This window comes from Singulisphaera rosea (genome assembly GCF_054877945.1).
Genome location: NZ_JBTYIP020000017.1, coordinates 90230 through 114043, shown reverse-complemented (window position 1 = coordinate 114043; position 23814 = coordinate 90230). Strand labels below are relative to the sequence as shown.

The following is a 23814-nucleotide window of genomic DNA, read 5'->3' as shown; positions in this document are numbered from 1 at the left end:
CGAAGCGCCAGCGAGTGAATCACGATGCGAAAAATCGAAGAAGATTCGCTCGCTGGCCCTTCGGGCTTGTATCAAAAAGTGTCGCTCGGACGTTAACTGCTCTAGTGTCGTGTCGGGGGCGAGGCGGTTCTCGTCCGTCGATCCCACACGAGGCTCGTGTCGCCCGCGTTCTTTCGGCGCACCACCTCCTTGAGCCAGGACGGGTCGGGCCAGGTCCAGACCGTCCCCTTCGCGTCGGCGAGCCGATAGGTCCGCAAGGCCGAATCCCAGGCCGGCTCGAGGGGAGCTGTCGCCTTGAGACTGCACGAACAGGCTGTCCCGCCGCACTCGCCTTTTGTCGAGCAGGCGCACGTCGAGGGACACGGGTCAGGGCGTCGGGGTACGCTCTCCGGCTCCTCCCGAGGTTTCGGCTCCGGAGGCGTCTTTTCCGTCGAGGGCAAGGGCGTCTCAAGGGCCGAGGGCGCGGGGGGCTCGGAGGGGATGGGGGGCGGCTCGGGCCTCGATTCGGGGACCGGCTCCTCACGTGGCTTCAGCGGGGTCGCGAACGGTGAAGGCGCGGGCTCGGGGTCGCCGAGGAACGAACTTGACGTCTCGGGAGATCCCCGCGGCCGAGGTGCGGGGGCCGGGTCGCCGAGGAAGTCGACGGCGACGGCGAGGAGCAGGCAGAGAGAAGTCATCAGATGAACTCGTCGTAGGTCCAGTGGATGGGTATCGGGCGTTGCTCGAAGCCGGGGAACTTCGAGAACGCGAGGAAATCGCGCTGGGAGAGGATGCTGGCCATCGACGTCTCGTCGATCCAGAAGGAGAACGACGGCTGGTCGTCGGTCGTCGGGCCGTCCGGGACGTTGTTGCCCCAGCTTTGGAGCAGGAGATACTGGCGTCGGCCGTTGCGGGTTCGCTTGGCGACACAGGCCTGCTCGTGGCCCCAGGACCCGCTTTGGTGGCAGGCCCCGTCGGCGTCGCGATGCATGGTGAAGCCCTGGCTGAATCCGCCGGCGCAGGGGTAGAGGTTGGTGAGGGCCGCGTCGATCTCGTCGAGGGTCGTCACCAGGGTGGCCGCCCCGAGCTTGAACGAGGCCGCGGCCGTCTTGATCTCGGCGGGAATTCCCCTGGCTCCCCACTCCTTGGCCCGGTTGCCCGAGTAGGGGCCGACGAGCTTGCGAGTGACCGCGCCGAAGTCGGTCAGGGCCTTCGCGACCGCCACGCCGTAGCACCCGTCGCCGCCGCCGAGCATCCCGCCGACCTCGCGGCCGAGGCCGTAGATCGCCTCGGTGCAGGTCTCCTGGAACCCGATCGGCTGGTTGCCCAGCGCGATCTCGACGCACTGGAGGACGTCGAGCGCGTGGCCGGAGCCGAAGCTCGTGCAGTCGCCGATCTGCTGGGCCACGTAGTCGGGGTAGCCGCCGATCGTGTCCTTGAACGCCTTGTAGAGGAAGACGTCCTGGTCGGCCCCGGCCGCCCCGACCAGTCGGGGGGCCGCGCTGGAGAACGTCGGATACGGCAAAGTCGCGGCCAGGGCGTGGCGGCCGGGGTGGTCGACCCAGCCGCAGAGGTGGAGCGGTGGTGCGGTCATCGGGCCCTCCTCAGGCCTTTGGCGAAGTCGCGGAATAGCGCCGTGTAGGCCTCGCGAGCGGCCGCATCCTTCGGTTCGGTGTCGAACGGGACGATCGCCGCGAACGCGGGTGCGGCCTTGTCCTTGAAGGCTTTTTCACGCGAGTCGAGGAACGTCTGCTTGAGCGCGTCGTCGGCGTCCTTGACCGACTTCCCCTGGGCGAGGAGGTCCGCCCCTTTTTCGAAGCCGTCGGCCAGGGCCGAGGCCAGGAGCGGGGCGAACGACCGGCCCAGGGTCGCGCCGTCGGGGGGGGCGGACGTCTCGAACGGCCAGCGCCCCTCCGCCCACCACGACCCTCCCACGACGAGACCGGCGAAGACGACCGAGACGATCGGCGACAACCACACGATCGGGGTGGTCTTCGGGGTTGGGGTTGGGGTCGGGGTCTGGGTCTGGGGCGATGCGGTGGCCTTGTTCGAGGGCGCCGGCGTCGTTGGGATGCCCGGCCAGAGGATCACCTGGCTCACGATTTCACCTCATAGGGATGTCCGAGATAGGGGGGCGTCTCCGCCAAGATCTGCCCACCGACTTTCTTGATCAAAGGGGGAGGGTCCTCGACCGTCGAGAAGAGGACGCCCTCGGGCATCGCGGCCAGCAAGGCCCTGGCGTTGGCCTCGTGCTTCTGTTGCGCGGCCGCCAGCTCGCTGGCGCTCGTCGAGAAGGCGGCGTAATACGGCAAGATCGGTTCGGCCACGGGAGAACCTCGGTCTGGAGGTGAAGAGGCCTTGGCCCGTCGGCAGGGCAGGGCCCGGCGATCGAATGGGAGTGCCGGCGAAGGCGCACCGACCCGACTCGGCCTCGAGTGGAGGAGGCCGAGGAGCGGGATTCGGTGTTGCTCGTGTGCTTTGTTAACGGATGTGTATGAACTGTCGGGAGCCGGGGCTGGTTCAGGACGCCGTCGGATTGGGGTGAGGTTCGGTGGACCGCGTCGCCTTGATTGGACCTGTCACGATTCGTTGAACGCTTCTTTTCTCAAGATAAGGGGGCTCCGAGGCGGGCGTCGTCGTGGCCGAGAGCGGCTCGCGTCGGCCGGGCCGATCGATCAGGAAACGCCAGTCGGGATCCTCGAATCCGAGGTCGCAACGGGGAGAGCCCCCCGCGTTGCGGCCTCGGACGTTGGAGATTCGGATGCGAAGGACGTCGCCCGAGGCGTCGTGGACGACGGTAATCCACTCGCCGTCTTTCCTGCCGAGGACCAGCACGGCGTCTCCTTTCCTGGTTCGAGGTCGGGGTCCGGGGCTCATTGGGACTTCGAAGTCCGGGAACGCTTGCCGGACGCGGTCGGCTCCTCGGGGAGCTGGCCGATCGACTGGAGCCAGAGGAAGCCTTGCGGGGTCCTCGCCAGCTCGACCCGATGCGAAGGGGTCAGCTTCGGCGGAGCCGTCGAGGCGCAAGGGGACGAGGAGGCGAGGCCTTCCTCGTCGCGGCCTCGAAGCTTGCTCCGGGCCGGGGGAGCGGGGGGCGGGACCCGTCGGATCGCCTCGCCGAGCTCTCGGGCGAAACGCTGGTCGTGGCCCGTCGCGGCGCATTTCGGGCAGTATGTGGGCGCCCCCCGCTCGATCCGCTTGCCGCAGTGCGAACAACTCGCACCGATCTTCGGCAACTCCTCCTTCGCTTTCTCCCAGGGCTGGCAGCCGAAGAGCGGTATGACCTTCGGGTCGACCTTCGGCGCGTTTTCCTGTCGCCAATCTTCGCGGAGTCGCCTCGCCCGGGAGATCGCCTCCCGGACCGTTCGCTCGTCGAGGTCGATGCCCGGAAGCGCCGCGATCTCGGCGCTGGTCAGCCCTCGCTCGGCGAGAATCAGGAGCGCGGCGTTTCGCGCCGCCAACTGGGCTCGTTGGCCCTCGATCTTCACTCGTTGTCGCGGCATCGGTGCGATGCGGATGCCCCTACCATCGGGTCGCTCGAAAAGCACGGTTCCAATCTCCCCTCGTCCTGAGTCGCCCTCTTTGCGACTGTCCAACATGACGTGCAAATGCGGTCGTCGGCCGCCCTGGGCCTGGTGTAAGTGGTTGTAATGAAAGGGGTAAAATTTTTGGTAGGTGGCCGACCGGTTTTTTCTTGACTTTCAGGTCTAATCGTACCGGCATGGATTTGGTGATGCAACCACGGCGGCCCCTCAAGGGGTGTGCGTGATGGGTCCGACGTCCGAAGTGGTGGCGAGGGTTGACGGGTGGGATTGCATCGGCGACATTGCGCGGCCGCCGGGCCGTTGAGCTGGCCGCGGACGGGGCAGGGGGCTTGGTGCCTCGCCTCCGGCCGGGCCATGAAATTATCGGCATGCGACGAGGGATGACGATGGACGCGAAAGACGTGATCCGGATGAGTCTCAACATGGCCGACCACGTCGTGAAGGTCTACCTGAACGACCTGTCCGACGAGGACTTGCGAGTCCGCCCGGTCGCGGGGATGAACCCGATCGCCTGGCAGCTCGGCCACCTGATCGAGTCCGAGCGCCAGTTCCTGGAGATGGTCGCCCCTGGAGCCTCGCCGGCCCTGCCCGACGGGTTTGCCGCGGCGCACAGCAAGGAGGCGGCGACGTCCGGCGGCGAGTCGGGCTACCTCACGAAGGACGGCTACCTCGCGCTCTGGAACGCCCAGCGAGCGGCGGCACTCGCCGTGCTCAACGACCTCACGGCCGAGAAGCTCGGGCAGCCGACCGGCGTCTCGTTTGCCCCCACGGTCGCCTCGATCATGCACCTGATCGGGTCGCACACCCTGATGCATTCCGGGCAGTTCGTCGCGGTGCGCCGCTCACTCGATAAGCCCGTGGCGATGTGATCGGGGAATCCTCTCTTTCCCGGAGCGGGCTCGAGGATCTTGTTAGGCGAGGCGTGGGAACCTCTCCGCCGTCGAGGTGGGATCCTGGTCTCGATCGTCCCCGTCCCCGTCCTCAGCCGGGTCTCGGTCGTCCCCCTCATCTTCGCCGACCTCAAGCTCCATCTTGCGGACGAGCTCTTCCATCTCCTTGCCCGGCTTGAAGGTCACCACGCTCTTGGCGGGGATGTCGACCTTCTCGCCGGTCCTGGGGTTGCGGGCCTTCCGGGGCGCGTGGCGCTTGATTTCGAAGACCCCGAAGTTCCGCAACTCGATCCGACCCTCGGCGACCAGCGTGCGGGTGATCTCATCCAGGGTCCGCTGGACGATGTCCTTGGTCTGGAGTTGGGTCAGCCCCATTTCCTCGGAAATCATTCTGACGATTTCTTTCTTCGTCACGGCGAGGATTCCCAAGGGGCGCAGTCGGTCTCGGCCAGGATTCACTCGGCTCAACTGTAATGCTGGCTTGGGGTAGTGTCAAGCAGGAAGGTCCGGCGGATTCGGCCGTCCGACGAAATATTATGAAGTCAGAAATTAGAAAACAAAGGAATGTGTTTTTGAGTTGCTGGTGCCCCGCCTCGTCTCGAGGGCGGAGGGCGTCCCACGACAGCGAGAAATCGTGAGGTGATGCGTGGATCACGATCCACGGTGTGTGAGGACGTGAAGGGACGTCTGCGGGAAGAGGTCAGGAGGGACGCCCTTGCCTCCCCTGGCGTGAGCTCCGTCAATTCCGCGCTTCGGGTCGACTCCCTCGCGTTTCTGCCGCCTCCGCGGGTTCGCATCAGGTCGACATTCGGCGGCCCAATCCTTGGGGATCGCCCCGCGAGGAGTCCTCGCGGGTCGCGAGGCTCCGGCGGGGCGGGGCCCCGCCGGAGTCGGGATCGGTTCAGGCGGCGGCCTGGTCGAGGGCGCTTTCCTCGCCGCGCACGACGCGCTCGTTGATGACATACGTGTGCCCTTCGGGACGCTCGGGCAGCTCGTACATCACGTCGAGCATGAGGTGCTCGAGGATCGAGCGGAGGGCCCGGGCGCCGGTCCCGCGTGCCTTGGCGAGGCGGGCGATCTCGCGGACGGCCTCGTCGGTGAACTCGAGCTTCGCCTTGTCGTGGTAGAAGAGCAGTTGGTACTGCTTGAGCAGGGCGTCCTTCGGCTCGGTCAGGATCTTGGCGAGGTCCTCGATCGAGAGTTGATCGAGCGTGCTGATGACCGGGAGCCGGCCCACCAGCTCGGGGATCATCCCGAACCGCTCGAGGTCCTCGGGCGTGACCTGCGCCACGATCTCGTTCCGCGCCATCTCTCGGTTCTCGGACTCGGAGTGGCCGAAGCCGATCATCTTCTTGCCGAGCCGCTTGCCGATAATCTCTTCGAGCCCGACGAACGTCCCGCCGCAGATGAACAGGATGTTCGAGGTGTCGACCTGGAGATACTGCTGCTCGGGGTGCTTCCGCCCCCCTTGGGGAGGGACGTTGGCGACGGTCCCCTCGAGGAGTTTCAAGAGCGCCTGCTGGACCCCTTCGCCCGAGACGTCTCGGGTGATCGAGACGTTCTGCGACGTCTTGCCGATCTTGTCGATTTCGTCGATGTAGATGATCCCTCGCTCGGCGAGCGCGACGTCGAAGTCGGCCTCGCGGACGAGCTTGAGGATCAGGTTCTCGACGTCTTCGCCGACGTAGCCGGCCTCGGTCAAGGTCGTCGCGTCGCCGATGGCGAAGGGGACCTGGAGCCTCCTCGCGAGCGATTGGGCGAGCGCCGTCTTGCCGCAGCCGGTCGGGCCGATCAGGAGGACGTTGCTCTTGGAGACCTCGACCCCCTTGAGCGCCGGGTCGTCGACCTCGCTGGTGAGGGCCATCAGCCGCTTGTAATGGTTCACGACGGCGACGGCGAGCGTCTTCTTGACGCGATCCTGTCCAATAATATAGGAATCGAGATGTTCGACGAGCTGCCGAGGGGTGGGCAGCCCGCCCTCCAGGGCGTTCTTCTGCTCGTGCTTCTCGAAGATGCGGTCGCACGCGTCCACACACTGGGCGCAGATGTGCGACGACGTGTCCCGGACTCCTGTCGAGACCAGGGCGTTGCCCTCGACCATGGGGCCGACTTGGTTGGTCGGCCTCCCACAGAAGTCACAAGTGGTCGTGGGTGTTCCCTCGGCCCCTGGGCCGTCCGAATGTTGCGTCATGTTTCCCTTTCCCGCGGAAGCGCGAGACCTGGCGACGGATCCCCCGCCCGTCGCGGAGCCATCCCCATCCACTCCAACATAACACGAGTCGCCGGGGAAATCCCGGACGGTTGTACAGGGGTTCGGGGGGTCCGAATGCGAGCCAGGGCGTCTTCCGGCGGCCTCGTCGAGGGTCGAGATCGCGCGATCCGACTTCCACGACGGCCGCTCAGGCGACACAATGGAGTCCCCCGCGACTTGCCGGACGGCCGACCGTAACTCCTCCGCCCCGAGAATCGATGACCGACCCCGTCCGCCCCGCCCTCTGGATGCTCTGCAGCGCCTTCGCCTTCGCCTCGATGGGGGCGATCACCTCCGCCCTGGGCCCGCGGTGCGACTGGCTCCTCATCGCCCTGGTCCGCGTCCTGTTCATGCTGATCTCGACCGCGATCATCGCGCGGTCGATGGGCGTGCCACTCGTCTTCTTCCGGCCGAGGACGCTCTGGCTCCGGAGCCTGGCCGGGAGCTTCAGCCTGGTCTGCAACTTCTTCGCCCTGACGCGGCTCCCCGTGGCCGACGTCCTCACCCTGACGAACGCCTACCCGCTCTGGATCGTCGTCCTCTCCGCGCCGATGCTCCACCGCGCCCCTTCGACCGGCGAGATCGTCGGGGTTTTGAGCGGGATGCTCGGCGTGGCCCTGATCCAGCGCCCCCACCTAGCAGGCACGAATCTGGCGGTCATCGTCGCGCTCGTGAGCTCGGTCTCGACCGCGCTCGCGATGATCGGCCTGAACCGTTTGAAGGGAGTCGACCCCCGGGCCGTCGTGGTCCATTTCGCGGCCGTTGCGAGCCTGGTCGCGACGGCCTGGCTCGCGGTGCGTTGGCGGTCGATCTCGCCGGGTCGATTCGACAGCATGACCGTGCTCATGCTCCTCGGAGTCGGGGCGACCGGGACCGTCGGGCAGTACTTCCTGACGCGTGCCTTCGCCTCGGGATCCCCGGCAAAGGTCGCCGTCATCGGCCTGAGCCAGGTCGTCTTCGGGATGGTCTTCGACATGGTCTTCTGGGGCCGCAGCTTGACGCCGATCGGCCTCCTTGGATTCGCCCTCGTCCTGATCCCCACGGCCTGGATGACGAGCCGCCCTGGCCGCCCGGTCATCCCTTCGCCGCGCACCACCAGTCATCCTGCGGCCCCTACGCCGACAGCTCACCTCGCCGACGAGTGATCTCGAGGCTCCCGATTGACCTGGGCATCCGTCCGGCAACCGAGGGACTCCTTTATCTTGACGACCGAGAAGGATTCTCGAAAGAAATCCTCAAGCGGCCTCGATGGCCGGCCGATAGAACCGATGCCCCATTGTGGACCACACCTTGAGTCGTCGGCCGAAGGATCTCGCCCGTATGAACCGGCACATGGGAACTAGCACCGCCTTGAGCGTGTTGACCGTCATTTTCTTCGCCGTCGTCCTGTACCGTCCCGACCCGATACCCGGCCAGCCTTCGCCCAGTCCGACCGCAACCGAGTCTCCACCCACCCCGGTTCCCGAGCCCTTGCCCGCGCCGACTCCGACCGATCCTTCCGTGACGAAGGCCGCCCCCCCACCGACTCCGGGCGTCCCGCTGGTCGAGCCGCCGACCGCCAAGCCTGCCGTGGCCGTCGAGGAGGTCCGCAAGGTACCCTCCGCCGTCGTCCGTTCGCGTCCCGAGCCCCCTCGGACGATCGCGGTCCCCAGCGTGGCGACCGCGAATTTGACCCCGCCCGTTTCGAAGAAGGCCGCGACGCGTCCCCGGCCCACGACGTCCGAGGCCCTTTCTCGCGTCCAGACCGCCTCACGTCGAAAGCAGGCCGGCCCGATTCCCCCCCAACCCCGAAAGGCATTCACCGAAGTTTTCGAGGGCGAGTCCATCAACGACGTCGCCGTCCGCGTGTACGGGAGCCCCGATGCGTCGAAGTCGCTCTGGTTGGCGAACCAAGACCTCGTCAAGACCCAGGACGAGATCCTCCGCAGTGGCACGTTCCTGCGGACCCCGTAATCCCCTGGCGACCCGAGGCACCTGCCCGACCACTCGGTCGGGTAGGTGACGTTCTTGTCGCCAACGGCCTCATGCGCCGCGGGCTCGCGAACCGGTTCCCAAACAGACTTGTCCGACTCTCGGGGATTGGATACAGTCTGTGTGTCTCCTCGGGGACGACCAGTCCAAGGGGTCTTGAAACGTTCGGGCGACTCATCTTCACGATGAGAGGTCGGCCTGGCGTTCCGGGCATCCTCTCTTGACGGTCGGCCTTGAGGAGATAGAATTTGCGGCGACGAGTGTGAGAGGTTGCACTCGTCCCCGAGATCGGGCGATTGGCTCAGTTGGTTAGAGCACCGTCTTCACACGGCGGGGGTCGCTGGTTCGAATCCAGCATCGCCCATTTTCACAACCTCGCCTGCGAAACATCTCGCTTTGGCTCACGGCAGCGCGGCGAACGACCGTTGACCAAAGCCGTCCTCACCGTCTTGCGACTGCGGATGGAGTCGCCCACATACCGGGTCTGTCGAAGACCCTCCCTACCGCCTTCACAAGCCCAGCGGGTGTGCGGTCGTCACGCTCGACGGGCGTGCCATACTCGACCTGGAGGCAGGTCCGGAAGTGGAAACGGACCCGCTCGGGGAGTTGATCGAACGATTCCCTGGGGATGCTCGCCACGCCTCGCAATCGGCGACGATTCGCCGACAACATAGATGCGAACGTGGGGTCGGTTCTCTCCCGATTTTCGGCGTAGGGGATCGTTGAAGGATGGGGTCGCATCGGTCTCTCGAGGGAGGACGAAGGCGCGATCCCGAGTCCCTATCTCCGCCCCGTTTTTCCCTCACCTCACCTCATCGCCGTCGGACTTCTGTGCGGACTCTCGGTTGAGACACGCGTGCTTTGGACAAACGTCACGGCTTCAGCCCCGGGATCTTCTCAATCACTTTGGTCATGACGCCGAGTTTCTCATTCATCTCCGTCATCAGAGCATTACTTCGTGCGACGTTCTTGTTCATCTCGGCCATCAGCTCCAGCGTCCGTCGCATGTTCTCATTGGTCTTATCCATATTTGCGTTCGACTTCGTCACGCCCTCGATGGTCTTCGTCATGTTCGCGTTCGACAAGTCGAGCTTCGCGCTCGACTCGGCCACACCGCCGATGCTCTTGGCGACCTGGCGGCTGGACTCGAGGATGAGACGATTGGATTCGACCATAAGCGCCCGCGTGTCGGTCATCTGCTCGTTCATGACCGCCATCTGCCCGTTCGTGCCCGACAAGGTCTTATTGGCCGTGTCGAGTTCCGCGATGGTGGTATCGACGCGGCTGAGGATGCTACATCCCGACAGCGTGGAGAAAGCCACGGCGAGGATGACGATGCGACTCATCCCATGATCCCTCGATTGGAGACGGTCTTGTTCAAGGTATCACTGGCCATCGGCAAAAGTGAGAGGGCCACGCCCGACCATTTCCATGAAGTCCGACCGAGGAGAGGGATTGCATCGAATGGGCTGGTGAGTTTATCTCGCTGGTTCGGGATGGGGTTTCGCCGTGCCATTCCACTAACGAGACCTTGCTCAAGTCGCTGAGGGTGGGACCAACGGTCGGCAACACGGGCTTGAAGTCGACGCGTCAGCCTCGCACCAGGGGAGACTCCGGATAACCGGCGAGGAGGGCGGCGGGATCGCGATAGATCGCGATGCAGCCGGCCCCTTGCAGGTCGTGCTCGGGAAAGCCGCCGCAGAGCACACCGATGGTACGAATCCCCGCTTTGGAGGCCGCCTCGACATCGTAGGGCGTGTCGCCGATCGCGATGACGTCCGCAGGAGGCATCGCGCCGAGACGCTGGAGCGTCACCTCGAAGATATCGGGATGGGGCTTGGATTTGTCGGCATCGTCCGATGACGTCTCGACGTCGACCAACCCGTCGATCCCGGCGATCTGCTTGTAAACGGTCAACTCGTCCGCCTTCGCGGAGGAGGCGAGGGCGATCTTCTTGCCATCGGCCTGGATCCACCTGAAGAGGTCGCGGACCCCCGGAAACGCACGGATTTGAGAGAGGTATTCGCGCTTGAAGAGTTCGGAGCGGTATTTCTCGATTTCTTCGCCGCGTCGCTTCACGACGTCCTCCGGCAGGAGTGCGGGCATGAGTTGATCCCCACCCTTGCCGATCTGGCCGCGGACCTGTTCGAAGGAGAATTCGTGACCGAAGTGGCGAAAGGCCTCCTGCCACGCCCGAGCGTGCATGTCCACCGAGTCGATGAGCGTGCCGTCTATGTCGAAGATCGCCGCGCGTATCATCACTTCCCCTTCCAATCTGCCGATGCGCCGGATTGTCGCGGGAGCAAGGGATACGCAAACGGCAAGCCGGATCGTCCCGAGGGAGCGAGAGCTGAGTCGTCGCCACTCCTCACATCGCCGAGGCAAGTGGCCGGATCTCCGCCATCCTCTTCGGCCCGATCTCCGGCACTCACTCGAGCTCCTCGACCGAGCCGTACGGCCGACCCTCAACGATTCGCCTCGCCAGTGTCTTCCCGATCCCTGGCAGCGCCTGGAGCTCCGCTAGCGACGCCGTTTGTGGGAGTGGTGCCGCGACGGCTTCACGGAGAAGCCTCGAGGAGGCACCGACCCGTTCGAAGAACCGACGTCGCCGATCGACGTTGCGTCGTGGTTCGCGGGGACCACCGGGTCGTGCGAGGCCGGCTCTCGTGATCCACGTCCGGACCGATAATCCTCGGATGAGTCCGAACGGCCGCCGTCCCGACATGGGCTTGCGGCTCGAAGATCGGAAGGTCGCGGCAGGGGATCGCTCGGACCTCAGGCCAAGTCTGCTGGCCGCCAGAGGACGGTCGGTCGGACTACGTCCGCTCGTCCGCCGTGTCAAAGGTGGCCTTCACCGGACGGACACGAGGATCCGGATGCCCTGACGTTCCACCTGGGCGAGCGTTTGGGGGCTGGGATGCCCGTAGTCGTTCGTGATCCTGACGCTGGCCACGGCTACCCGGGCCTGACGATCAGCGATAACGCCGAGACGATGAGCAGCGACTCAACCAGGAGCGAAAAGCCCCGCTCCGGCATCCGGACAATGAGTGTTCGACCCGTCCAAGAGCCCAAGACGAGCGATCCGCCGAGGAGGATCCCTCGCAGCAAGTCGGCGACAGACAGTGCCGCGAAGCGTCCGTAGGCGAGGCACTTCGTAAGGTGCATCAGGACCGCCGTTACCGCCTCGCTCGCGACGTAGGCTTGCGGTTCGAGGTCCAGGCCCAGGAAGACCGCGGCACCAAGGGGACCCGCGCTCCCAGCGATGGCCGAAACGAACCCGACTCCGGCCCCGGACGGAGGAAGGAACCGGTCGGGCACCTTCCGTTTGCCGAGGCTGGTACGGCGCAGGGCAACCACCCCAAGAAGGAGGAGGCCGATCGCCCTCAATACGAGAGCTGTCGGCATGGCGACGAAAAGTCGTGAACCGAGGAGGCTGGCAGGTACGGCACCCAGGCTGAACAACAGGGCCGGCCGCCATTGGATCTCACGCCAACCGAAGCCGGCTCGAGAGAGATTCCCGAGGAGTTGGGCGACGGTCAGGATCGGGACGGCGGCCTTGGCACCGACGACGAAGGCCAGTGTCGGCAAGAGGAGGAGAGCCCCGCCGAATCCCGCCGCCCCTGAGACCGTCGCTGCCAGCCATCCGCAGGCCAGGAGGAGGATCCAGGGACCGATCATCTCCGTCCCGCTCACGATTTGTCGCCCTTCGGGTGCATCGCCATCGGTACGTTGATTTGATCGCCTTGCTTGGCCAGGAGGACGGCGAAGGAGCCCTCGAAGCGGTCGAGGAAGAGGGTATGTTTCACGGCGCGGGCCCCTTCACTCCGGACTTGCCGGGAAATGAGGATCTGCGAGGAAGCAAGTGCGTCGACGGCTATTTGAGCGGCAAATGGTCGGGTTGCACACGGCACGGCGTGTCTGTGACCCGAGAGCGGAGGCGAAAACGGGGACTGGCTCCGCAGCGAAGCGCAGCTGCCTGTCCCCGTTTTCGCCGCAGCGGATGGCGACGGCCCGGGAAACGGGGACAGGCACCCGGCCTCTTTGTTGATCCTTGATAAGCCCAGTCTGATTCTGCCGGGAGCCAGTCCCCGTTTCCCTTCGACGTGTGCAATGCATGCGAGATCCGCTCTAAATAGTCTTGCCCGATCCTGGGACGCGCCGATGGTTGGATGTGCTGCGATCCCAAGTTGACCTCGGGCGAAGGCGATCCTGGCCAAATCCTCTCGCGAAGTCGGATTGATCGGTTAAAAGGGGAGGCTCCAAGCACTTCGGTCGTGTCGGCCAACACACCGATGGAAGGAGCCTCCCCTTGATTCAAGCGAAAGTCATCCACGCGTGGCAGAAGTCGTCGCCGTCTCAAAGGAAGGAACTTCGGCGGCTCGCCATGCGAGCGAAGGACGCGGGTCTGCGGTGTCGATGCAAGGCGATACTCGCTCTCGTTCAGGGCACGACGCCCACCATGATCGCGCGGGGCGGGCTCTGCGCGAAGTCCCAAGTGTACCGCATCGCCGACCGGTTCATCACCGACGGGTTGGCGGGACTCGCCGACAGGCGCGAAGATAACGGCGAGCGGAAGATCACCCGAGCCTACGAGAGTGAACTGCTCCGTCTCGTCGAGCAGTCGCCACGGGAGTTCGGCTTTTGCCGCCCCACGTGGACCCAAGAACTCCTGATCCTGGTCCTGGCCGAACGGACCGCGGTCCCGATCGGCATCCCTCCCATGAGCCGGCTCCTGGCCCGGTCGGGGGTCAAGCTGAAGCGGCCCAAGCCGATCGTCGGCTGCCCTTGGAAGAAGGCACGTCGGACTCGTCGCTTGCGGGAGATCCGGAGATTGGTCGATCATCTCCCCGTCGGCGAGGTCGTCCTGTACGTCGATGAAGTCGACATCCATCTCAATCCCAAGATCGGACCCGACTGGATGAAGCCGGGCCGACAGAAGGAGGTCTTGACCCCCGGGTGCAACCGGAAGTGCTATCTCGCCGGTGCCCTGGGATCCCGTGGCCCACCGACTGATCTATGTCGAGGGAGAGCGAAAGAACAGCCTGCTGTCCTTGGAACTGCTGCACAAGTTGGCCACGAAAGTCTATCCGAACGCCGAGCGGATTCATGTGATCCTCGACAACTACGGCATCCACGACAGTTTGCAGGTACGCCTGACGTTGAAGTCCCCCGCGGCGGAGAAGTTGAGGCTCCACTTCTTGCCGCCTTACTGCCCTGATCACAATCGGATCGAGCGCATCTGGAAGGACTTGCACGACAACGTCACTCGCAACCACCGCTGCGCGACGATGGCAGAATTGATGGTAGAAGTGCGAAGGTACCTCGCGGCACGAAACCGACGTGGTCGTCACACCTATGCCAAGGCGAATGTCGCATGACCCCGCGCGTCCCGGAATTCGACAAGACTATTTAGTTGGAAGATGCTGGCCGAAATCTTGTACTACGGGAAAATCATCGAGTAACTGAGGTCGAACGTCAGGGCGATTCCGCGGGCATCAAGATGCCGAATCGGTAGCCCGGTTATCCCGCCAAGGGCGACCTCCGTCCGGTCGGTGAACGGATACTATTTTTCTCTTCGGTTTTTCGTGGCCATTGGCGCTGTTTTTCGATTCGCGAGGAACTTGGCCACGTTCCGAAGGTCGCCGGTGATTGCGACCCGAAAACCGCTCTCGTAACAAATGTAGTCGAAGTTCGGTTTTGGAGGTGCTCGCCACGTCGACACGTTGAAGTACACTCGCTCGGTCGCTTTCCCGCTTCGGGACACCCACTGGACCCCATCGAACGCCAACTCCATGGCGTTGCCATGCATGTCGAATAAGCCGAATGGATTCGCCTTCAGCTTGCCGACAGGGTGGAGCGTATTGGAAGAGTTCAATCGCGTCCAAGCAAAGTCTCGGATCAATTGTGGACTGTCTCCGAAATTCCAGAGTGTGGTGGTTCCGGCGCGACAGGAGAACTCCCACTGGGCCTCCGTGGGGATCGCGTAGCTCACTCCGTCTTCGCCGCTCATCCACGTGCAAAACTCCTTCGCATCGCCTAAATGGAGGAACCCGACCGGCAGTGCGTCATCGGTTGCATATTTTGGGTTGTTCCAGATGCATTCCGGAGCTTGGACGAATTCACTTCCACTCCAGATCAGACCTCCGCCTCTTCGTTCCGCGATCGTCTTGTATTGCTCCGCTGCGACGAAGCGACGGAACTGGCCCTGGGTCACCTCGTGGACACCGAGATAGAACGGCTCTCGAATCGTTACGGTGCGTTCGGGCGGGTCCGCACGGATTTCGGCTTTCAGCCACTCCGGTAGATCGCTGAGCTCGGGTGCGGCGAGTAACTGTTCCGTTGTTGCATTCGACCGTCCCATAAGAAACTTGCCCGGCGGGATGAGGCGGAACCTCATGCCGAGGGTATTGGTAAACTCGACCGGCACATTAAGATAGGCAGCCCATTCTTCCTGATACTGCTCCGCTTGCCCGGAATCGAAGGGCGCGATTGCGGGTATCGGCGCATCGGCGGGCCAACCGTGCCAGCGTTCGCGCGGTCTGGTCGCGGCTGAGTCCAAACTTATCCGTACTAGGCTCCGCCTGTGGCGGGTGATCGTGACAAGTTCCTGCTTGACCGCCCGGCCATCTTTGAGAGCGGCGATGTGGTACTTGCCGGGGCGTAAGGAGAATTCCTCAACCCCTGCGCCGCGGATCGAAACGGCTTTGCCGTCGATCGTGACTCCGACATCGGGATCATCGGTCTCGACGACCAAAGTGCCCGATCCATCGGTCCATCGGATGACGGTCGGTATCAGCTTTGTCACGCCGGTCGCTTCTGTGATCCCAAGTCCCGTGAGGAAGACCAAGAAGATCGCTGCGATCTTGAGTCGCGGGTGGCGTGAGCGTCGCGCCGGTGCGAGTGAACTTGTGTCGTGCGGTGGTACGAGGGAGAGATTCGTCGCGGTTGCCGGCGCTTCGACGACGGGAATACGTCCGTGCTGAAGTTCCACCAGGCAGTCTCTTAGCAGATCGGCGACTTCCGCGGCCGAAACATAACGGTCGTCCGGGTCCTTGGCGTGCAACTTGGCGATGATAACGCAAAGCCATTGCGGCGTTTCGGGGATAATGTCCCGAATCGGACGGGGTGTATCTTCGACAACACGTTTGAGGACGGCCATCGTCGAGGAGGCCCGGAAGGGCTGACGGCCGCTCACCATCTGATACAGCACACTCCCCAGGCTGAAGAGATCCGCGCGTGGGTCGAGCACCTTCCCGAGCGCCTGTTCGGGGGCCATGTACATCGGCGTCCCGACGATCAGGCCGCTTTGCGTCAGGCTGGCATCGTCCGAGGCACGCGCCAAGCCGAAGTCGGTGATCTTGACCCGTTCCGGAATCCCCTCTTCCAGGAGGATATTCCCCGGCTTGATATCGCGGTGAATCAGCCCCTTCGCGGCGGCGGCGGCAAGTCCCTCGGCAATTTGCATTCCCAGCCGCAAGGCGTCGACCACGTCGAGCGGCCCTTTCGCCTTGAGCCGCTGCTGTAACGTCAGACCGGGGATGTATTCCATGACGAGATACGGAAGAGGCAGTTCCTCGACCGCGTGGATATTGACGACGTGCTCGTGTCGAACGGCCGCGGCTGAGCGGGCTTCTCGCAAGAATCGTTTGCGAGCGGGCGAGGTCGCCGCGATCTCCGGCAAGAGGACCTTGATCGCCACGACGCGATGCAGCTTTTCGTCGAACGCTTTCAGGACAATACCAAAGGCCCCGCGTCCCAAAACATGGGTGATCTCATAATGGCCCAGCCGCCCGAGAGTGCCCGGCTGAGTCGACCGTTGCAAAAAGCTGAGAGGGAGATCCTCCGTCCGGTCCTCAGAACTGTCTCTCAACGGCGACCTTCCGACTGTGGCGGCTCGCGTCTCGGCGAGTCTGTCGTCCCCGCTGCCGCCGTCATACTCCATCGTGGGATTGCCACAAAATGACGATCCTTCCGCAATTTGCCCGACGACGGGTACGTTTAGGAATTGACTCTGGCCATCATGTGATGCCAGCAGTAACCCAACGGCCGCTATAAGTTCAGCATTTCCCTCGCAAGCGGAACATAGATACGTCCGGCGAGCGACGGGGTCGGAGATTTCCAGTGCTGCTAGAAAAAGATCGCGTTCGTTCACAACGAGGATCTCTCGACACGTAGGTGAAACGGCTTCCCGAAGATCCATGCGTCGGAATTCCCAACCGACGACAATTCGGTCGGTTATTCTTCGAGTTCCGCTTTCGCCCTGCCAATTTCCCGATGCAGCCATGCCCGAGCATAGACCTAGACTCTGTCCGCCGTCCGAAGGGAAATACCCAAGGATTTCGCCGAATCGTCGATGGAAAGCCCTACAAAATACCTCAGGTGAACGAACGTCACGGCTCGCTCGTCGACCTTTTTCGGCCGATCAAGCGCCGCATCGAGCGCCAGCGAGTCTTCGCGAATTTCCGGGATGACGATGGCTACGTCCGTCAATTCCTGCCGTTGCAGTTCGCCACCGTGCTTGAGTCGTTTCCGTCGTCTCGCATTTTCGACCAGAATCCGGCGCATCGCCTCTGCCGCGACTGCGAAGTAGTGCCCACGACTTTCCCACCTCTGCGGCTGCTCACCATTCAACAGCCGCAAATACACCTCCTGCACCAATGCCGTGGGCCGTATCGTCTGTCCCGAGACCTCCTGCGCCATCTTCCACGCCGCCAGCCTGCGCAGCTCCTCATAAACCAGCGGCAACAATCTCTCCGCGACCCCGGGTTCCCCCTGTTCGATCCTGCGCAGGATTTGAGTTACATCAGCCATGCGATATAGATTGAGTTATGTGGATGAATATTTCGGATTTCGAGAAGGATGGGACAGGATCTTCCCTCGTTCGAACCATCGTAGCGTACGCTACGAGATCTCCGATGAGCACCGAGTCTGCATCAAAAGTGACGGAATAAGGTGTCGGGAACGAACCGTATTCGGGACAGAAAAGGGGAGGACAGAAAAGGGGACATCCTAATTGGTTTGGAATAACCATTCACGCCTCGGCGGGGATGAGCGTAGGCGGCGTGCTGCCTGAGCGACGGGCGTGGATCGCCTCGACAAGAAAATCGAGCACGTCACGGCCCTGGCTGCGGCAGTTCGACACCACTGTCAGCATTCGCTCGACAAATCGGTTCCCACGCTCGCCGGCGGTGCCGTAACTCGTTTTCCGCCAGGATACCGCGTGGCCTACTGTACGCTCCGCCGCGTTGTTCGTCGGATCCAACCCCTCGCGACTCGAGAACGTCCACAGGCTCGGCTCAAGACTCAATAACTCGCGACATACCCGAGCCGTCTTGATCCCGACGCACCGCGCTCCCGCTTCTCGAAGGCCGCGGACCTCGTCACGCAGCCACGGCAGGATCGCCCGGCGAAACCACGGCCGGGTCCGGACGCATTGACGGCCCTTCCGCCATTGGTCAGTGAGAACGTCCGCATGAATCAGCAATTCCCCACCGATTGGTGAACCCCGATCGCGGCGGTCGATCATCGCCTGGAAATCTCGGCGAAGATGTGCCCAATAGACCTGACGTTTCGTATCGGCTAGATGCTTGTAGACCGAAAACCAATCGGTCGTCAGCACGCTGGGACTTGGCCCGACCAACTCGTCGAACGTGGCCCGATCGCGGTTCTTGCGGACTAGAAAGACGGTCGCCGTCTTCGTCGCCGCGACCCAGAGCCAAACTTTCCTCGGGCCTTGTTTCCAGCCGGTCTCCTCGACGTTGGCGTCGAGACCCCGCACGTGATCGAGCGTCTCGGCGTGGATCGCCTCCAGGGCTGCGCCTGTTTTGACCTCGAGTTTGCTGACGCTCCCGGTGGCGATCGGAATGCCGCAGAGGTCGACAAAGAATCGACGGATCGCCCGCTTGCCCAGCCGGCCGACGCCGGCAAGATACGTCGCGCTCGCCTGGAGCCTGGGTCCGAAGATGCAGGCCGCCTCGAGGACGGATGCCGCAGTGCTGCGGGCCCGGCACCTCGGACATTCCAGAGTGTGCCGCCGATGATGGGTGACGTGCCGGAGCTTGACGGGCAATTCGATGACCTGGTCGATGTAGGGCTCGGGATCGTCGCAGGCCTGAGGGGTCCCGCAGTCGGAACTTTGCGTCGACTTTTGATCGACGACTTCATCGGGTGGCAGGATGGTGCGCTGGGCCTTGGGATGACCTTGCTGGCCGCCGCGTCGTCGCCAGCTAGGGGATCGCGGCACGCCCCGCTCGACCTGAGGACCGTCGGACGACAGCGGCCGCGAAGGGTTCGACGAGTTCTGTCTGAGCCTGGACTCGAGTTCGGCGATCCGTGCGTCGAACACGGCGACGATCGCTAACAAGCCTGGCCGAAGTTCGGCCGGGAGGGCGTTCCAAAATTCGTTGGGGAGGCATTCGGGCCGTGTCATGCCTCGAGGATGTTCAAATCGTTCCCCAATCGTCAAGTACCAGCCCGTGAACGCTTACGCGAAAAGTACAGGAGAACGGCATTCCCCAGGCGAGCGTGGCGGCCGGCCAGGGCAAAAACTATCGGAGGGCCAAGAAGCATCGCGACGCCAAGAACGTGGGCCGCCCATGACACGCTACTGCCCCGCCACCCACGACCCTCTGGTCAGGCACCTGTTCCGGTGCGCCATGTCGGACACGCAAATCGGCGAGCGAATCGGGGTCAGCCCGGGGACCATCCGCCGTGCGCGGGAACGGCTCGAACTCGGACCCCCGCCGAAACCCTATCGCGCCGGCAATCCCGACGAGGTCCCGTCGCGAACCTCCGACCCGAACAATCCGATGGTTATCGCCCTCAACAGTCTCGGATCACGGCTGACCGAGGCGAACGACACGTACCGCCTCGACGGGACTCCGAATCCGGCTCGAGGAGGGCCGGCAGTGCATCCTGGTGCTGATGGGGGTGACGCCGGAAGGGAAGAAGGAACTGATTACTATCGCCGACGGTTACCGGGAGAGCGAGCAATCGTGGAAGGAGCTGCGGCTCGACTGCAAGGCCCGAGGGCTGGATGTCGAGCCGAGCCTGGCGATCGGCGACGGGGCGTTGGGGTTCTGGAAGGCGATCCGTCAGGTCTGGGGCAAGTCGAAGGAGCAGCGTTGCTGGGTACACAAGATGGCGAACATCCTGGACAAGCTGCCCAAGGGTGCGCAACCGAAGGCGAAGGGGGCGTTGCACGAAATCTATGGGGCCGAGAGCAAGGCCGCTGCGGAGAAGGCGCTGGACCTGTTCGTGAAGACGTACGGTGCGAAGTATCCGAAGGCGACGGAGTGCCTGGAGAAAGACAAGGAGGAGCTGCTGCCGTTCTACGACTTCCCTGCGGAACATTGGCGGCACATCCAAACGACGAACCCGATCGAGAGCGTGTACTCGATGGTGCGACTGAGGCACGACAAGACGAAGGGGAGCGGGGACCGGGTGTCGTGCCTGACGATGGTGTTCAAGCTGATGGAGAGTGCATCAAAGAGTTGGCGCTCGTTGAATGGTTCGCCGCTGCTTGAGGGAGTCGTGAAAGGGACCATCTTCAAGGACGGAGTCAAGGAGAAGACCGCCGCCTGAAAAATCCCCAAACACAACTCTTGACCATACCTCCGCCCGGTATGGGGTATTCCCTTGCTTGGTATTCGGAAGGTCCACGCCGCCTTCGACGGCCCGTTGCAGCCTCACCATCACTGATGCGGCCACGATATTAGACCTAGACCCCGCTCACGACCGCGACTCCCTCGGTACCGGACGAGGGCCTGAGCACGCTCGACTCCATCAACTCCCTCGTCCTACCCGGTCCCGGTTTGGCGGCGGTGTCCCGGCTTTGGGGCACCGCTCTCGACCTCGAACTTCCGAGAACCTAAGATTGTCATCCTGACATGGAGATCCGACGTTCGCCCTCGGGGTGAAGGCAAGGACGTCCACGGGACGTCGGGTCGCGAGCGGGTTACGGGGACCGGAGACCAGGCGTTGTCACATCGTTTTCAGATCAATCTCCGGGGCATCATCGACCTGCTGTCGAATCACCTTTACAGCCGCCCCGAGGTCTTCGTCCGCGAACTGATGCAGAACGGCGTGGACGCGATCACGGCGAGGCAGCGGATCACGCCCGGGCATGCGGGCGAGATCACGATGGCGGTGACGGCGCCTCGGGGCAAGCCGCCTACGTTGGAAGTCACCGATAACGGCATCGGCCTGACGGAGGAGGAGATCCACCGGTTCCTCGCGACCATCGGCGAGACGTCCAAACGCGGAGTCGACGGCCGACGCGAGGCCGACTTCCTCGGTCAGTTCGGCATCGGGTTGCTCTCCTGCTTCGTGGTCAGCGAGGAGATCGTCGTCATCACCCGAAGCGCCCGGGACGAGGGGCCGGCCGTCGAGTGGCGCGGGCGCGAGGACGGCACCTATTCCGTGCGGGTGCTCGACACCCCGATCGCCCCCGGGACGCAGGTCTATCTCACGTGCCGTCCGGGCCAAGAGGAGTTGTTTCAAGGCGACTCCATCAAGAACCTGGCACAACGCTATGGGGTCCTCCTTCCCTATCCGATCCGCGTCTCGAACGGGCGATCGAGCGTCGTCGTCAATGAGGAGGGAGCCCCCTGGCGCCGGGCGTATTCCAGTGAGAAGGCCCGCACTCAGGCGCTCTTGCGCTTCGGCAAGCAGGCGTTCGATACCCCGTTCCTGGACGCGATCCCGTTGAAGGCGAGGGCCGGGAAGGTCGACGGGGTTGCGTTCGTCCTGCCGCATTCGGCCAAGATGAGCGGCCGGCGGACGCATCGGGTCTACCTCCGCAACATGCTCCTGAGCGAAGAGGCGGACAACCTCCTCCCGGACTGGGCGTTCTTCGTCAAGGCGATCGTCAACGCCGACGACCTCCGGCCGACGGCCTCGCGCGAGAGCTTTTACGAAGATGATCGTCTGGAGGCCACGCGTGCCGAGCTCGGGACCTGTCTCCGCGACTACCTGGTCAACCTCGCGACGCACGACTCGAGCCGGTTCGAGCGGTTCCTGGCGGTCCATCACCTCGCGCTCAAGGCGCTCGCCGCCCAGGACGACGAGTGCTATCGCCTCTTCATCGACTGGCTGCCATTCGAGACCACGCAAGGGCGGCAGACGATCGGGGCCCTTCGACAGCAAGGGGGGCTGCTCCGATACGTGGACGACGTCACCCAGTATCACCAGATGGAGAAGGTGGCCGCCGCCCAGGGCTCGTTGCTGATCAACGCCGGATATGTCTATGAGGCGGACCTTCTGGCCCGGCTCCCCGAGCTCGACGCGGACGTGGACATCCGGAGGGTCGAGCCGACGGACCTGGCCCAGGACTTCGAGGAACTCGAGCCCGACGAGGAGGACCAGGTCCACGCCCTCCTGGTCGCCGCGACCGACGAGCTCCGCCCGCACCACTGCCGGCCCGAGGCGCGGAAGTTCAAGCCCGCGGACCTGCCCGTGATGTTCAGCGCCGGGGCCGAGGCCCGCTTCTTCCGCTCGCTCGAGCAGAGCAAGGAGACGGCCGACCCGCTGTTCCAGGGGGTCCTGGAAAGCCTCGAGTCGGGGCGGGGGCCGGCCCCGCAGGCCCAACTGATCTTCAACTTCCACAACCCGATGATCCGCCGCCTGGCCAAGGTCAAATCCAGGGCCGTGCTCGGGCAGGTCGCACGCGTCCTCTACGTCCAGGGGCTGCTCCTCGCCCACCAACCGCTGACGTCGACCGAGCTCGGGGTCCTCACCCAGGGCCTCTCCGGGCTGATCGACGCATTCGTCGCCCCCAACGAGCCGGCGACGCCGGGAGGAGACCAGCCATGATGGCCGACCGCGGACGGGTTGAAGCACTTATGACGGAGGCGAGCGACCTGCCGAGTGGGCCGGTCCAGGTTTCCCTGCTCGAAGAGGCCGTCCGGATCGCCGACTCCCTCAAGGATGTCGAGCTCGCGTATCAGGCGCGAAATCAGTTGATCGATGCGGCCATCTTCTCGGGACGGCCGGACATCGCGATCGTCGGCTTTTCGTGGTGCCTGGCGCAATTCGACCGCACCCCCGAACGCTTCGATACGTGGAGGATGCTTTGGAAGTACAAATGGATCGTCGCGAATAGCTGGACCTTCCCCGAAATCAACCGGGATCGACTGGAGCGACTGCTCGACGACATGGAGCGGCGCCATCGCGAGTGGGGCTCGTCCCTGCAGGTCGTCGCGATGATGCGGCGGGAATACCAGAGACACCTCGGTGACTGGCCCAAGGCGCGGGCCGCCCACGCCGAGTACCGCCGGCGTCGTCGCGATTCGTTGAGCGACTGTGCCGCCTGCTGCGCGAGGAACGATTGCAGCTACTTCTCCTCCCAGGGGAAGTGGACCCTGGCGTACCGGGCCGCCGAGCCGGTCCTCCAGGGCCGGCTGAGCTGCCGGGAAGAACCCCACCGCGTCCTGGCGTATGTCCTCCGCCCGATGTTCCAACTGGGCCGCATCGACGAGGCGAAGGCGTATCAGAAGCAAGGCTATCGCCTCGTCGGCAACGCGAACCAATTCGTGGGGCCGCATGCGAAGCACCTGGAATTCGCCGTGCTGATCGGCGACCTCACCCTGGCCAAGCGGTTGCTCGAACGACACCTCGCCAATGCCCTGGGCTCGGTGTCCATCCAGAATCGCTTCACCTTCCTCCAGGCATCCCGATTCTGGGCGGCCCGCCTCGCCGCGCTCGGCATGTCCCAGGTGAAGCTGCGCCTCCCGAGCGGAACGATCCCGTTCGATGAGAAGGCACGGATCGACATCGTCGCCCTCGGCGACTGGTTCACCACCCAGGCTCAGGAGATCGCCCGACGCTTCGACACTCGCAACGGCACCGATAGCTTTCAGAAGACGGTCGACAAACTGCCCGAGTTACTCAGGCAGGCGAATCATTGAAAGCAAGCCGCCTCGCGTCGATCTCCGCAACCTCGCAACCTCCTCATTCCTGGTCGGATCCACCCTGCTCGGGAATCTGGTACTATAGTGGCAGAGAGTGGCCGGCACATCGCCGCGAGGCCGGGCTGGGCCCCTCTCGCTCGTCGCAGCGAGTTGCGATGTCGGGCACGTTCTCAAAGGCTGCCGAGGGTCAGGTGTACGGTCAGGACAGCTTACCTGGCGAAGCGGTCTCCGGCTGAAGATGGTCGGGCTTGTTTTCGAGCGATTTCGGC

At 63.9% G+C, this 23814-nt stretch carries 21 protein-coding genes, 1 tRNA gene and 2 pseudogenes; 9 read left to right on the top strand and 15 right to left on the bottom strand.

Annotation, left to right across the window (positions count from 1 at the left end):
* Positions 1–101 precede the first annotated feature (101 nt).
* The 6 genes from ACYOEI_RS25280 to ACYOEI_RS25255 all read right to left on the bottom strand — a co-directional run bounded on the left by ACYOEI_RS25280 (position 102) and on the right by ACYOEI_RS25255 (position 3527).
* Positions 102–677: a hypothetical protein gene (locus ACYOEI_RS25280; protein WP_462852408.1), complete on the bottom strand. Its 576-nt coding sequence runs from the start codon at positions 675–677 to the stop codon at positions 102–104.
* On the bottom strand, positions 677–1573 hold the full coding sequence (locus tag ACYOEI_RS25275; RefSeq protein ID WP_462852407.1) for a hypothetical protein: 897 nt from the start codon (positions 1571–1573) through the stop codon (positions 677–679). The genes ACYOEI_RS25280 and ACYOEI_RS25275 overlap by 1 nt, the downstream gene beginning before the upstream one ends.
* Positions 1570–2079 carry a hypothetical protein gene (locus ACYOEI_RS25270; RefSeq protein WP_462852406.1) on the bottom strand — a complete coding sequence of 170 codons (510 nt, stop codon included), beginning with the start codon at positions 2077–2079 and terminating at the stop codon, positions 1570–1572. Before ACYOEI_RS25270 ends, ACYOEI_RS25275 begins: the two co-directional genes overlap by 4 nt.
* Complete coding sequence (locus ACYOEI_RS25265; RefSeq protein WP_462852405.1) at positions 2076–2306, bottom strand: hypothetical protein; 231 nt, start codon at positions 2304–2306, stop codon at positions 2076–2078. The genes ACYOEI_RS25270 and ACYOEI_RS25265 overlap by 4 nt, the downstream gene beginning before the upstream one ends.
* Positions 2307–2499: 193 nt before the next feature.
* Entirely contained in the window at positions 2500–2814 is a 315-nt protein-coding gene (locus ACYOEI_RS25260; RefSeq protein ID WP_462852404.1) for a hypothetical protein, read from the bottom strand.
* Positions 2815–2852: 38 nt separating this feature from the next.
* A complete protein-coding gene (locus ACYOEI_RS25255) occupies positions 2853–3527 on the bottom strand; it encodes a hypothetical protein (RefSeq protein ID WP_462852403.1) in 675 nt (224 codons plus the stop codon).
* A gap of 383 nt (positions 3528–3910) precedes the next feature.
* Between ACYOEI_RS25255 and ACYOEI_RS25250 the strand changes: the two genes are divergently transcribed.
* Complete coding sequence (locus ACYOEI_RS25250) at positions 3911–4393, top strand: DinB family protein (protein ID WP_462852402.1); 483 nt, start codon at positions 3911–3913, stop codon at positions 4391–4393.
* 42 nt (positions 4394–4435) lie between these two features.
* Here ACYOEI_RS25250 and ACYOEI_RS25245 read toward each other — a convergent pair whose 3' ends face one another.
* Together ACYOEI_RS25245 and clpX are read right to left on the bottom strand one after the other, a co-directional pair.
* The gene (locus ACYOEI_RS25245; protein WP_462852401.1) at positions 4436–4828 is read right to left on the bottom strand and encodes an HU family DNA-binding protein; all 393 of its coding nucleotides are present in this window, start codon (positions 4826–4828) and stop codon (positions 4436–4438) included.
* A 487-nt stretch (positions 4829–5315) separates the two neighbouring features.
* On the bottom strand, positions 5316–6605 hold the full coding sequence (gene clpX / locus ACYOEI_RS25240; RefSeq protein ID WP_462852400.1) for an ATP-dependent Clp protease ATP-binding subunit ClpX: 1290 nt from the start codon (positions 6603–6605) through the stop codon (positions 5316–5318).
* Between the two features lie 278 nt (positions 6606–6883).
* On the opposite strand from clpX, the gene ACYOEI_RS25235 reads away from it, so the two are divergent.
* The 3 genes from ACYOEI_RS25235 (at position 6884) to ACYOEI_RS25225 (ending at position 9000) form a co-directional block, all read left to right on the top strand.
* Complete coding sequence (locus ACYOEI_RS25235) at positions 6884–7810, top strand: DMT family transporter (protein WP_462852399.1); 927 nt, start codon at positions 6884–6886, stop codon at positions 7808–7810.
* A 175-nt stretch (positions 7811–7985) separates the two neighbouring features.
* On the top strand, positions 7986–8618 hold the full coding sequence (locus ACYOEI_RS25230; protein ID WP_462852398.1) for a hypothetical protein: 633 nt from the start codon (positions 7986–7988) through the stop codon (positions 8616–8618).
* A 308-nt stretch (positions 8619–8926) separates the two neighbouring features.
* A tRNA-Val gene (locus ACYOEI_RS25225) sits at positions 8927–9000 on the top strand.
* A gap of 508 nt (positions 9001–9508) precedes the next feature.
* Here the strand turns inward: ACYOEI_RS25225 and ACYOEI_RS25220 are convergent.
* The 4 genes from ACYOEI_RS25220 to ACYOEI_RS25205 form a co-directional block, all read right to left on the bottom strand.
* The gene (locus ACYOEI_RS25220) at positions 9509–9982 is read right to left on the bottom strand and encodes a hypothetical protein (RefSeq protein WP_462852397.1); all 474 of its coding nucleotides are present in this window, start codon (positions 9980–9982) and stop codon (positions 9509–9511) included.
* A 244-nt stretch (positions 9983–10226) separates the two neighbouring features.
* The gene (locus ACYOEI_RS25215) at positions 10227–10895 is read right to left on the bottom strand and encodes an HAD family hydrolase (protein WP_462852396.1); all 669 of its coding nucleotides are present in this window, start codon (positions 10893–10895) and stop codon (positions 10227–10229) included.
* A 169-nt stretch (positions 10896–11064) separates the two neighbouring features.
* Positions 11065–11361 carry a ComEA family DNA-binding protein gene (locus ACYOEI_RS25210; RefSeq protein WP_462852395.1) on the bottom strand — a complete coding sequence of 99 codons (297 nt, stop codon included), beginning with the start codon at positions 11359–11361 and terminating at the stop codon, positions 11065–11067.
* Positions 11362–11591: 230 nt separating this feature from the next.
* Entirely contained in the window at positions 11592–12329 is a 738-nt protein-coding gene (locus ACYOEI_RS25205) for a sulfite exporter TauE/SafE family protein (protein ID WP_462852394.1), read from the bottom strand.
* Positions 12330–13020: 691 nt separating this feature from the next.
* Between ACYOEI_RS25205 and ACYOEI_RS25200 the strand changes: the two are divergent.
* Both ACYOEI_RS25200 and ACYOEI_RS25195 read left to right on the top strand, forming a co-directional pair.
* Positions 13021–13203, top strand: a pseudogene (locus ACYOEI_RS25200) (helix-turn-helix domain-containing protein); the annotation flags it as partial.
* Between the two features lie 430 nt (positions 13204–13633).
* A complete protein-coding gene (locus ACYOEI_RS25195; protein WP_462852393.1) occupies positions 13634–14014 on the top strand; it encodes a transposase in 381 nt (126 codons plus the stop codon).
* A 185-nt stretch (positions 14015–14199) separates the two neighbouring features.
* On the opposite strand, the gene ACYOEI_RS25190 is transcribed toward ACYOEI_RS25195, so the two are convergent.
* The 3 genes from ACYOEI_RS25190 to tnpC all read right to left on the bottom strand — a co-directional run bounded on the left by ACYOEI_RS25190 (position 14200) and on the right by tnpC (position 19065).
* Positions 14200–16788, bottom strand: a complete 2589-nt coding sequence (locus ACYOEI_RS25190; protein WP_462852392.1) for a bifunctional serine/threonine-protein kinase/formylglycine-generating enzyme family protein — start codon at positions 16786–16788, stop codon at positions 14200–14202.
* A gap of 146 nt (positions 16789–16934) precedes the next feature.
* Positions 16935–17447, bottom strand: coding sequence for an ECF-type sigma factor (locus ACYOEI_RS25185; RefSeq protein WP_462852391.1), 513 nt, complete (start codon positions 17445–17447; stop codon positions 16935–16937).
* 220 nt (positions 17448–17667) lie between these two features.
* Entirely contained in the window at positions 17668–19065 is a 1398-nt protein-coding gene (gene tnpC, locus ACYOEI_RS25180) for an IS66 family transposase (RefSeq protein WP_462852390.1), read from the bottom strand.
* Positions 19066–19520: 455 nt separating this feature from the next.
* Between tnpC and ACYOEI_RS25175 the strand changes: the two are divergent.
* From ACYOEI_RS25175 to ACYOEI_RS25165, 3 genes and pseudogenes are all read left to right on the top strand, one after another.
* Positions 19521–20219, top strand: a pseudogene (locus ACYOEI_RS25175) (IS256 family transposase); the annotation flags it as partial.
* 396 nt (positions 20220–20615) lie between these two features.
* A complete protein-coding gene (locus ACYOEI_RS25170) occupies positions 20616–22448 on the top strand; it encodes an HSP90 family protein (protein WP_462852389.1) in 1833 nt (610 codons plus the stop codon).
* Positions 22445–23542 (top strand): hypothetical protein, encoded by a 1098-nt coding sequence (locus ACYOEI_RS25165; protein WP_462852388.1) that lies wholly within the window; start codon positions 22445–22447, stop codon positions 23540–23542. Before ACYOEI_RS25170 ends, ACYOEI_RS25165 begins: the two co-directional genes overlap by 4 nt.
* Positions 23543–23814 lie beyond the last annotated feature (272 nt).